Consider the following 11,137-nt stretch of genomic DNA (forward strand, 5'->3'; position numbering starts at 1 on the left):
CGGTTCGGTGCCGGGTGTGCGGGGTGCGGCCCATGTCAGGACCCGCCGTTGCGCAGGGCCATGTCCACCAGCTGGTCGACGTCCATCCCGGCGAGGTCGTCGCCGCCCGGGTCCCCGGCGGGCTCGCGGGCCGGTTCGTCCGCGTCGCCGAGCCGCAGCAGGGCGTCCAGCAGCCCGGACTCCTCCAGCCGCCGCAGCGGTACGGCCGCCAGCAGCTCCCGCACCCGGCGCTCGCTGTCGCCGCCCTGCGCGGCGGGCGGTTCCGCCGTTCCTGGGGACGGTGCGGTGGCCGGTGCGGCCGCGGCGATCTGCTCGCGCAGGTGCCGGGCGAGTGCGACGGGGTGCGGGAAGTCGAAGACGAGGGTGGCCGGCAGCCGCAGGCCCGCCGCCGCCGAGAGCCGGTTGCGCAGCTCGACGGCGGTGAGCGAGTCGAAGCCCAGTTCCTTGAAGGTGCGTTCGGTGTGGATCTCGTCGGCCGAGTCGTGGCCGAGGACGGCGGCCGTGTGCGCGCACACCGCCTCCAGGACGGCGCCGTCGCGCTCCTCCTCGGGGAGGGCTGCCACGTACTCGGCCAGCACCGGCCCCGCGGCGGCGGAGGTGCCGCTGTCGGCCACCCGGCGGCTCCTGGCACGGCTCCCGATGGCGGCTGCCGCGGCCTCCGCGGGGCGCCGCATCGGCACGAGCAGGGCGTCGCCGCGGGCGTGCGCCCCGTCGAGCAGGGCGAGCGCCCGGCCGGTGGGCAGCGGGAGCATGCCGGCCTGCCGGATGCGCTGCCGCATGCCCTCGCCGAGTTCACCGGTGAGCGTGCTGGTCTCCTCCCACATGCCCCAGGCCAGCGACTGGCCGGGCAGCCCGAGGGCCTGCCGGTGCCGGGCCAGCGCGTCCAGGAAGCTGCTGGCGGCGGCGTAGTTGGCCTGCGAGGGGTTGCCGTGCACGCCGACGACGGAGGAGAAGAGGACGAAGAGGGACAGGTCCGCGTGCGCGGTGAGCTCGTGCAGGTGCCAGGCCGCGTCGGCCTTGGGGCGCAGGACCGCGGCGAGCCGGTCGGGGGTGAGCGCCTCGACCATGCCGTCGTCGAGGACGCCCGCGCAGTGCACGACGCCGGTGAGGGGGTGTTCCGCGGGGACGGTCGCGAGCAGCCCGGCGAGCGCGTCGCGGTCGGCGGCGTCGCAGGCGGCGACGGTCACCTCGGCGCCCAGGGCGGTGAGTTCGCCGCGCAGCGCGTCCGCGCCCGGCGCCTGCCCGCCCCGCCTGCTGGTGAGCAGCAGGTGCCGCACGCCGTGGGCGGTCACCAGGTGCCGGGCCACCAGGGCGCCCAGCGTGCCGGTGCCGCCGGTGACCAGGACGGTGCCCCCGGGATCGAGGGGGCGCGGGACGGTCAGCACGATCTTGCCGATGTGCGCGGCGCGGCTGATCAGCCGCAGGGCCTCGCGGGCCCGCCGGATGTCGTGGGCGCGCACGGGCGGGTGGGCCAGCTCGCCGCTGCGGAGCAGGCCGACGACCTCGGCGAGCATCCGCCCGACGCCGTCCGGGCCGGGCTCGCCGAGGTCCAGCACGCGGTAGTCCACGCCCGGGTGGGCGGCGGCGAGCAGGGCCGGGTCGCGGACGTCGGTCAGGCCCATCTCGACGAAGCGGCCGCCCTCGCCGAGCAGCCGCAGCGAGGCGTCGGTGGCGGCGCCGGTGAGGCTGTTGAGGACGACGTCCACACCGCGGCCGCCGGTGGCGGCCCGGAAGGCCGCCTCGAAGTCGAGGTCGCGGGAGGACGCGCGGTGTCCGGCGTCGATGCCCATCGCCGCCAGGACGTCCTGCTTGCCGGGCCCCGCCGTCGCGAACACCTCGGCGCCCAGGTGGCGTGCGATGTGCACGGCGGCGGTGCCCACCCCGCCGGTCGCGGCGTGGACCAGCACGCGCTCGCCCGGCCCGAGCCCGGCCAGGCCCCGCAGCCCGTGCCACGCGGTGACGTACGCGATGGGCACCGCGGCGGCCTGCCGGTCGGTCCAGCCGTCGGGTACCGGGACCAGGCCGGCCGCGTCGGCCACCGCGGTCGAGCCGAAGGCGCCCTGGAAGAGGCCCATCACGCGCTCGCCCACCGCCGGCGTGGCGACGCCGGGCGCGGTCTCGACGACGACGCCCGCGCCCTCGCTGCCGCGCAGGGCGGCGTCACCGGGGTACATGCCCAGCGCGATGAGCGCGTCGCGGAAGTTGACGCCCGCCGCGCCCACCCGGATCCGCACCTCGCCGGGCCCCAGGGGCGCCGGCTCGGCGTCGGGGACCAGCTGCAGGGCCTCCAGGGTGCCGCCCGCCCCGGCGGTGAGCCGGAATCCGGGGGCGTCCGGCAGGGCCAGGCCGGCGTCCTCCACGGGGACGACGCGGCAGACGCGTACGGCGCCGTCCCGGACGACGACCTGCCGCTCCCCGGCGGCCACGGCGGCTGCCACCTCCTCGGGGAGCTGCGGCCCGTCCAGGTCCAGCAGGACCAGCCGGCCGGGGTGTTCGGACTGCGCGGAGCGGACCAGGCCCCACACACCCGCGTGGGCGAGGTCGGTGACGTCCTCTCCGTCGAGGGCGGCGACGGCACCGCGGGTGGTGACGGCGAGCCGGGTCGCGGCGAAGCGCTCGTCGGCGAGCCAGCGCTGCACCGACTCCAGCACCGTGGCGAGCCGCCGGTGCACGGTGCCGGGCACGCCGGGGCCCTCCGCGGCCGGCTCCGGGTCGCACACCAGCAGAGCGACCGGCGGGGCGGGCAGCCCGGCGCCGAGCGCCGCGGCGAGCGCGGTGAGGTCGCGGTGGCGGGGCAGGTCGGGGCACACCGCGGAGCCGTCGGCGGCGACGGCCACCCACCCCGCGGTGCTCGCCTCCGTACCGGCGCCCGCCAGCGGCGGGTGGACGACGCGCAGCAGGACGTCCTCGGCGCCGTCGCCCGCCGCCGACAGGGCCGCGGCGTCCACGGGCCGGGTGACGAGCGACCCGATGGCGACGACCGGGCGGCCCGCGGCGTCGAAGGCGTGCACGGACAGGCCGTCGTCGCCGACGGGGGCGAGCCGCACCCGCAGCATCTCGGCTCCCGAGGCGGCGAGTGTGACGCCGTTCCAGGCGAAGGGCAGCGACATGCGGGTGCTGCCGCCGCGCAGCGCGCTCAGCCCGGTGGCGTGCAGGGCGGCGTCCAGCAGGGCGGGGTGGATGCCGAAGTCCGCGGCCTGGCGCCGCTGCTCGTCGGGCAGCGCGACCTCGGCGAAGACCTCGTCGCCGCGCCGCCAGACGGCCCGGAGCCCGCGGAAGCCCGGCCCGTAGTGGTAGCCGGCCGCGGCGAGCTGGTCGTAGGCACCGTCCACCGGCACCGGCTCGGCGCCCTCCGGCGGCCAGCGGTCGGGGCCGGGGGCGGCGGGGCCCGATTCGGCGGCGAGGACGCCGGTGGCGTGCGGGACCCACGGCCGGTCGGAGCCGGCCGGCCGCGCGTAGACGCTCAGGGTGCGGCGGCCCTCCCGGTCGGGGGCGGCGACCACGAGCTGGAGGTGGGCGGCGCCCTGCGCGGGCAGCACGAGCGGGCTGGCCAGGACCAGTTCCTCCAGGTGGCCGCAGCCCACCTCGTCCCCGGCCCGTACGGCCAGTTCCACGAAGACCGCGCCGGGGACGAGCACCGCGCCCGCCACCGCGTGGTCGGCGAGCCAGGGGTGGGTGTCCAGGCCGAGCCGCCCGGTGAGCACGACCTGCTCGCCCTCGGCCATGAGGGTGACGGCGCCGAGCAGCGGGTGGGCGGCCGGGGCGAGCCCGAGGCCGTCGGGGTCGCCGGCCGCCGTGCCCGTCGCGTCCAGCCAGTAGCGGCGCCGCTGGAAGGCGTACGTGGGCAGCTCCGCGGGCCGGGTGCCGGCGGGGAAGACCCGCCGCCAGTCGACCGGGGCGCCGTGCACATGGCCCTGGGCGAGCGCGGTGAGGAAGCGGTCCCAGCCGCCTTCGCCGCGGCGCAGCGTGCCGAACGCGGCGGCGTGCACGCCCGCCTGGTCCATCGTCTCCTGCATGCCGACGGTGAGCACCGGGTGCGGGCTGCACTCGACGAAGGTGCTGTGCCCGTCGGCCAGCAGCGCGCGGGTGACCTGCTCGAAGCGGACCTGCTCGCGCAGGTTGGTGTACCAGTAGCCGGCGTCCATGGCGGCGCCGTCGGCCGGTTCGCCGGTCACGGTGGAGTACAGCGGTACGGTCCCGGGCCGCGGCTCGATGTCCGCGAGGTCCCGCAGCAGCCGTTCGCGCAGCACGTCGACGTGCGGGGAGTGCGAGGCGTAGTCGACGGGGATGCGCCGGGCGCGCACGTCGGCGGCGGCGTAACCGTCGAGCAGCTCGTCCAGCGCGTCGGCGTCGCCCGAGACCACGGTGGAGGAGGGGCCGTTGACGGCGGCGACGGACAGGCGTCCGGACCAGCGCTCCAGGTGCCCGGCGACCTCCTCCACGGGCCGCGGCACCGAGGCCATGCCCCCGCGTCCGGACAGCTCGGGCAGCGCCCGGGAGCGCAGGACGACGACGCGGGCGGCGTCGTCCACGCTCAGGATGCCCGCCACGCACGCGGCGGCGATCTCGCCCTGCGAGTGGCCGACGACCGCGGCGGGCTCCACGCCGTAGGAGCGCCACAGCGCGGCGAGCGCGACCATGACCGCCCACAGCAGCGGCTGCACGACGTCGACGCGTTCGAGGGAGGGGGCGCCCGGCTCGCCGCGCAGCACCGCTTCCACGGTGTAGTCCGTGTGGCGCTCGACCGCTTCGCAGCAGCGCCGGAAGTGGCCGGCGAACTCCGGGGAGGCGGCGGCGAGTTCGAGGGCCATGCCCGCCCACTGCGAGCCCTGGCCCGGGAAGACGAAGACCGTGGCGCCGGTGCCGGGCACCCCGGTGACGACGCGCCCGCCGGGCGTCCCGGCGGCGATCGAGTCGAGCCCGGCGAGCAGGGTGCCGCGGTCGGCGGCGACCACGGCGGCGCGGTGCGACTGCGCGGCCCGCGTGCAGGCGAGCCCGTACCCGACCTCGGCGGGAGCGGCGCCGGGACGCGCCGCGAGGAAGTCCCTCAGCCGGGCCGCCTGGGCGCGCAGCGCCGCCTCGCCCCGCCCGGACACCAGCCACGGCACGGGGGCCGACCCGGCGTCCGGACCGGCCGGTCCGGGCTCCCCGGCCTCCGGCGGCGGGGCCTGCTCGACCACGACGTGCGTGTTGGTGCCGCTCATGCCGAAGGAGGACACGCCCGCGCGGCGCGGGCGCCCGGTGTCGGGCCAGGACCGGGCCGAGGACAGCACCCGCACGGTGCCCTGCGACCAGTCGACCTGGTGCGTCGGGTCGGTCACGTGCAGGGTGCGCGGCAGCAGCCCGTCCCGCAGCGCGAACACCATCTTGATGAGCCCGGCCATGCCCGCCGCGGCCTGGGTGTGGCCGATGTTGGACTTGACCGAGCCCAGCCACAGCGGCTCTGCGCCTTCGGACCGCGGCCCCCCGTAGGCGGCGATCAGCGCCTGCGCCTCGATGGGGTCGCCGAGCGAGGTGCCGGTGCCGTGGCCCTCGACGACGTCGATGTCGCGCGGCGACAGCCGGGCGTCGGCGAGGGCCTGCCGGATGACGCGCTCCTGGGCGGGGCCGTGCGGCGCGGTGAGGCCGTTGGACGCGCCGTCCTGGTTGATCGCCGAACCGCGGATGACGGCGAGCACCCGGTGGCCGAGGCGCTGGGCGTCCGCCAGCCGCTCGACCAGCACGGTGCCGACGCCCTCGGAGGGGCCGAAGCCGTCCGCGTCGGCGGCGAAGGCCTTGCACCGGCCGTCGCCTGCGAGGCCCTTGAGCTTGCTGAACTCCAGGAAGGTGCCGGGGGTCGGCATCGTCGCCACGCCCGCCGCGAGCGCCATCGGGCAGTCGCCGCGGCGCAGCGCCTGCACCGCCAGGTGCAGGGCGACCAGCGACGACGAGCAGGCGGTGTCGACGGTGAAGGACGGGCCCTCGAAGCCGAAGGTGTAGGAGATGCGGCCCGACATGGAGCTGGCGGCGAGGCCGGTGGCGAGATACCCGGCGAGTTCCTCGGGGGCGTGCGCGCCGGTGCCCCCGTAGTAGACGGTGCTGCCGCCGACGAAGACGCCCGTGCGCGAGCCGCGCAGCGAGTCCGGGTCGATGCCGGCGCGCTCGACGGCCTCCCACGCGGTCTCCAGCAGCAGCCGCTGCTGCGGGTCCATGGCCAGGGCCTCGCGCGGGTTGATGTCGAAGAAGTCGGCGTCGAAGTCCGCGAGGGCGTCCAGGAAGCCGCCCTCGCGCACGTAGCTCGTGCCGGTCTCACCCGAGTCGTTGAAGCGGCCGTGGTCCCAGCCGCGGTCGTCGGGGATCGGTGCGATGACGTCGCGTTCCCCGACCACCAGCTCCCACAGGGCCTCGGGTGTGTCGGCCCCGCCGGGGTAGCGGCAGGCCATGCCCACGATCGCGATCGGCTCGCTGTCGCGCGCCTCACGGTCGCGCAGCTTCTGCTGCGCGGTGTGCAGGTCCGCGGCCACCCGTTTGAGGTAATCGACCAGCTGTTCCTGATTCGCCATGACGGTCCTCTTTCAGGACGTGCTCAGGTGGGAGTCGATGAATTGCAGGACTTCGTCGGCCGAGGCCGCCTGGAGCTGTTCGACGACGTCGCCGTCCCCGCCGGCGGTGGCCGGGGCGCCGGGGCGGCAGCGTGCCAGCAGGGCTTCGAGCCGGGCGGTCACCGCGGCACGGTCCTCCTCGCCCGCGAGCAGGTCGACGTGGTTCTCCAGCCGGTCCAGCTCCCGCAGCAGTGCGTCCGGGCCGGGGGCCCCGCCCAGCGCGAGGCGGTCGTGCAGGTGGTCGGCGAGCAGCGCCGGGGTGGGGATGTCGAAGACCAGCGTGGCGGGCAGTGTGACGCCGGTGCTGCGGCTGAGCCGGTTGCGCAGCTCGACCGCGGTGAGCGAGTCGAAGCCGATCTCCTTGAACGGGCGGGCCGGGTCGACGGCGAGGACGTCCCCGAGCCCCAGCACGGCGGCGACGTTGCGGCGTACCAGCTCCAGCAGGGTGCGGGCGCGCTCGGCAGGCGCGAGGGCCGCCAGCCGCTCCGCCAGCGGTGTCCCGTCCGCCGGCTCCGCCGTACCGGTGGGGCGGGCGGTGGGCCGGGCCCGGACCAGGCCGCTGAGGATGCGCGGCAGGACGCCGGAGGCGGCCAGTTCGCGCAGCGCGCCCAGGTCCAGCCGGGCGGGAACCAGCAGCCCGTCGGGGTGCCGGGCCGCCGCGTCCAGCAGGGCGAGTCCCTGTTCCGAGGTCATCGCGCGGATTCCGGAGCGCTCCATGCGGGCGATGTCCTGGCCGGCCAGCGCGCCCGTGATGCCGCTGCTCTGCTCCCAGTGGCCCCAGCCGAGCGACTGGCCGGGGAGCCCGGCCGCCCGGCGGTCCTGTGCGAGGGCGTCGAGGAAGGCGTTGGCGGCGGCGTAGTTGGCCTGGCCCGCGACGCCCGCGACCCCGCCGGTGGAGGAGAAGAGGACGAAGGCCGCCAGGTCCGCGCCCCGTGTCAGCTCGTGCAGGTTGAGCGCCGCGTCGGCCTTGGGCCGCAGCACGGCGTGCAGCATGCCCTCGGTGAGCGAGGGGAGGGTGCCGTCGTCGGTCACCCCGGCGGCGTGCACGACGCCGGTGAGGGGGTGTTCCGCGGGGACGGTCGCGAGCAGCCCGGCGAGCGCGTCGCGGTCGGCGGCGTCGCAGGCGGCGACGGTCACCTCGGCGCCCAGGGCGGTGAGTTCGCCGCGCAGCGCGTCCGCGCCCGGCGCCTGCCCGCCCCGCCTGCTGGTGAGCAGCAGGTGCCGCACCCCGTGGGCGGTCACCAGGTGCCGGGCCACCAGGGCGCCGATGGTGCCGGTGCCGCCGGTGACCAGGACGGTGCCCCCGGGATCGAGGGGGGTGGTCCCCGCGTCCGCGGGGGCCGTGCCCGCCGGGGCAAGCCGCGGGACGAGGGCCTCGCCGCCGCGTACGGCCACCTGCGGCTCGCCTCCGCCGACGGCGAGCGCCAGGGCCGCGGGGAGCGCCCGGACGGCGTCGGGGTCGGCGGGGTCGAGGTCGACGAGGACCAGGCGGTCGATGTTCTCCAGCTGGGCGGAGCGGGTGAGGCCCCACAGCGCGGAGTGCGCCAGGTCGGCGACGCGTTCGGTGCCGGTGGACTGCGCGCCGCGCGTCACCAGCGCGAGCCGCGCGCCCGCGTTGCGCTCGTCGCCGAGCCACCGCTGGAGCAGGCCCATGAGCCGCGCGGTCTCGGCGTGCACCGCGGCGGCGAGCCCCGCGGGGTCGTCGGGGCCGGTGGGCAGGGGTGCGACGGGCAGCACCTGGATGCGCTCCGCGGTGTCGCCGCCGGGCGCGGGCCGGCCGGCGGCCGCCGGCCCGGGCTCCGTACCGCCGTCCGGCGGGGGTTCCGCGGCGCCGGGCGCGAGATGGCCCGCGGTGGCGAGCGCCGCGGCGACGCCGAGGGCGTCCGCGCCCAGCACCTCGCAGGATGCCGGGGCGAGGGCGCCGTCCCGGGCGACGGCCGGGATCCACTCGACACGGTAGAGCCCGTCCGGGCCGGAGCCGGCGGGGCGCAGCTGGTCCAGGGCGACCGGGCGGGAGCGGACGGCCTCGGCGGTGACGACGGGGCGGCCCGTGCCGTCCGCGGCGCTGAGCGCGACCCCGTCGGCGAGCGGGACCATCCGGACCCGCAGCGCGTCCGCGCCCGCCGCGTGCAGGGTGACGCCGTTCCAGGTGAAGGGCAGCAGCATCTGCCCTTCCGGTGCGCTGCCGCGGCCGATGCCGCCCGCCTGGAGCGCGGCGTCCAGCAGGGCCGGGTGCAGGCCGAAGCCCGCGACGGCGGCCTGGAGTCCGGCGTCGAGCGCGGCCTCGGCGAAGACCTCGTCGCCGCGCCGCCAGGCGGCCCTGAGGCCGCGGAAGGCGGGCCCGTAGCCGTAGCCGGCGGCGGCGAGCCCCGCGTGCAGGCCGTCCAGCGGAAGCTCCTGCGCGCCGGGCGGGGGCCACTGGGTGAAGTCGAAGCCGTCCGGGCCGGCGCCGGTGGCGAGGGTGCCGCTGGCGTGCCGCGTCCAGGGGCTGTCGTCGCCGCCGGGCCCGCCGCGGGTGTCGGGGCGGGAGTGGACGGTGAAGGTGCGGGTGCCGTCCTGGGCGGGCGCGGACACGGCGAGCTGGAGCCGGACGGCGCCGTCCTCCGGGAGGACGAGCGGGGTCTCCAGGACGACCTCCTCGACCCGGTCGCAGCCCGCCTCGTCGCCCGCGCGCACTGCGAGGTCGACGAAGGCCGTGCCCGGCAGCAGCACCGATCCGGCCACCGCGTGGTCGGCGATCCAGGGGTGGGCGTCGAGCGAGATCCGGCCGGTGAGGAGGATCTCGTCGCTGCCGGCGAGGTGGACCGCGGCGTCCAGCAGCGGGTGTCCCGCGGCGGTCAGCCCGAAGCCGCGGGCGTCGCCGGGCCCGTCGAGTGTGGCGGGGTCGATCCAGTAGTGCCGCCGCTGGAAGGCGTACGTGGGCAGGTCGACGGTCGGTGCGGCGGGGGCGCCGGGCTCGGCGCCGTACCAGGCCTTCCAGTCCACCGTCAGACCCGCGGTGAAGGCCTGGGCGAGAGCCCGCAGGAGCTGGTCCGCACCACCCTTGTCACGCAGCAGGGTCGGCACGGTCGCCACCGCGAGGTCCAGCGCCTGGGCCGTCTCCTGCACCCCCGCACCCAGCACCGGATGCGGACCCGACTCGACCAGGACGCGGTAACCGTCCGCCAGCACGGCCTCCACCGCCTGCGCGAACTCCACCCGGTGGCGCAGGTTGCGCACCCAGTACCGCGCGTCCAGCGTCGCGGTGTCCACCCGGCGCCCGGTGAGGGAGGAGTAGAACGCGGTGGCGGTGTCCACCGGCGCGATCCCGTCGAGCCGGGTGAGCAGCCCGGCGGCGATCTCGTCGACGTGCGGGCTGTGCGAGGCGTAGTCGACGTCGACCAGCCGGGCCCGTCCGCCGTCCGCCCCGACCTGCGCCACGACCTCCGCGACCGCCTCCGGTGGGCCCGAGACCACCGTGGACGAAGGGCCGTTGACGGCCGCCACCACCACGTCCGGGTGACCGGCGAGCAGCCGCTCCGCCTCGTCGAGGCCGATGCCGAGCGAGGCCATCGCGCCGCGTCCCGCGAGGGCCCGCAGCGCCTGGGCCCTGACCGCCACGACGCGGGCGCCGTCCTCCAGGGTGAGGGCGCCCGCCACCACGGCCGCCGCGATCTCGCCCTGCGAATGACCCACCACCGCCGCCGGACGCACCCCGTACGCCTCCCACACCGCCGCCAGCGACACCATCACCGCCCACAACGCGGGCTGCACCACGTCCACCCGCTCCACGTCCACCCCGGTAGCCGTCCCCCGCAAAACCTCCTCCAACGACCAGTCCACATACGGCGCCAGCGCCCGCCCGCACTCCGCCACCCGCGACGCGAACACCGGCGACACATCCAGCAACCCCGCCCCCATCCCCCGCCACTGACCACCCTGCCCCGGAAACACCAGCACGGCGCCCGCGCCGCCCGCCACCGGCTCCCCGGTCACCACCGTGCCGGACGGCTCGTCGGCGGCCAGCGACCGCAGGCCGGCCAGGAGCTCCTCACCGCCTGCCCCGACGACCACCGCACGGTGCTCCAGCACCGCCCGCCCCGCCACCAGCGACCAGCCCACGTCCACCGCCCCGGCCTCCGCCCCCGCGGCGAAGTCCGCGAGCCGCGCCGCCTGCGCCCGCAGCGCGGTGGGCGAGGCGGCCGAGACGACCCACGGCACCGCGCCGCCGAGCGGCGCCGTGGCCGCGAACACCGGCTGCTCCGCGCCGGGTTCACCGGCGGGCTCGGGCGGTGCGGCCTCGACGACGACGTGCGCGTTGGTGCCGGAGATACCGAAGGCCGAGATGCCCGCGCGGCGCGGCCGCCCCTCGGTCTCGGGCCACGGCGTGGCGCGGGTCAGCAGCTCGACGGAACCGGTGCTCCAGTCGACGTGCGGCGTCGGCGCGTCGATGTGCAGGCTGGCGGGAAGCACCTCGTGCTGCATGGCCATGACCATCTTGATCAGGCCCGCCATCCCCGCCGCGGCCTGCGTGTGACCGATGTTCGACTTCACCGACCCCAACCACAACGGCCGCT

2 protein-coding genes are annotated in these 11,137 nt (G+C 77.5%); both read right to left on the minus strand.

The window, feature by feature from the left end; genetic code table 11:
• Positions 1-35: 35 nt before the first annotated feature.
• The gene (locus ACH4SE_RS36170) at positions 36-6,542 is read right to left on the minus strand and encodes an SDR family NAD(P)-dependent oxidoreductase (RefSeq protein WP_398547831.1); all 6,507 of its coding nucleotides are present in this window, start codon (positions 6,540-6,542) and stop codon (positions 36-38) included.
• A gap of 12 nt (positions 6,543-6,554) precedes the next feature.
• Positions 6,555-11,137 (minus strand): SDR family NAD(P)-dependent oxidoreductase (locus ACH4SE_RS36175; protein ID WP_398547832.1); only part of this gene is annotated, 4,583 nt, incomplete at its 5' end.

This window comes from Streptomyces sp. NPDC020983 (assembly GCF_044333485.1).
Classification (GTDB): Bacteria; Actinomycetota; Actinomycetes; order Streptomycetales; family Streptomycetaceae; genus Actinacidiphila.